At 39.6% G+C, this 275-nt stretch carries 1 pseudogene; it reads left to right on the top strand.

Annotated features, from left to right (window positions below):
- Positions 1-206, top strand: a pseudogene (locus tag AB4486_RS27450) (C4-dicarboxylate ABC transporter); the annotation flags it as partial.
- Between the last annotated feature and the right edge of the window lie 69 nt (positions 207-275).

Raw genomic sequence — 275 nt, 5'->3', positions numbered from 1 at the left:
TGATTGGTGCGACGGCACTGTTTAAATTGGCGGCTTGGATGGAAAGTGTCGACATTGCAAGCCAATACATAACTCAAGTCCATGCTCTTGCAGTACTGGAACTGGTGGTCGCAACATTGGTGGTGAGCTATGTTGTGATCAGGTATTTAGCTTTCTATCGACCTGTCAAAACCATACTGTTTTCAATGCGTTTGTCGATGAAATAGACGATTAGTCTACTTTGTTTTTAATATCAATTAGATGGTTTGAAAAGTATAATTCAAAGAGTGTACATG

Origin of the sequence: Vibrio sp. 10N.222.55.C6 (assembly GCF_041473395.1) — a bacterium.
Lineage (GTDB): Bacteria > Pseudomonadota > Gammaproteobacteria > Enterobacterales > Vibrionaceae > Vibrio > Vibrio crassostreae_C.
The sequence above is the reverse complement of the archived record's forward strand: the minus strand, read 5'-3'. Positions and strand labels throughout refer to the sequence as shown.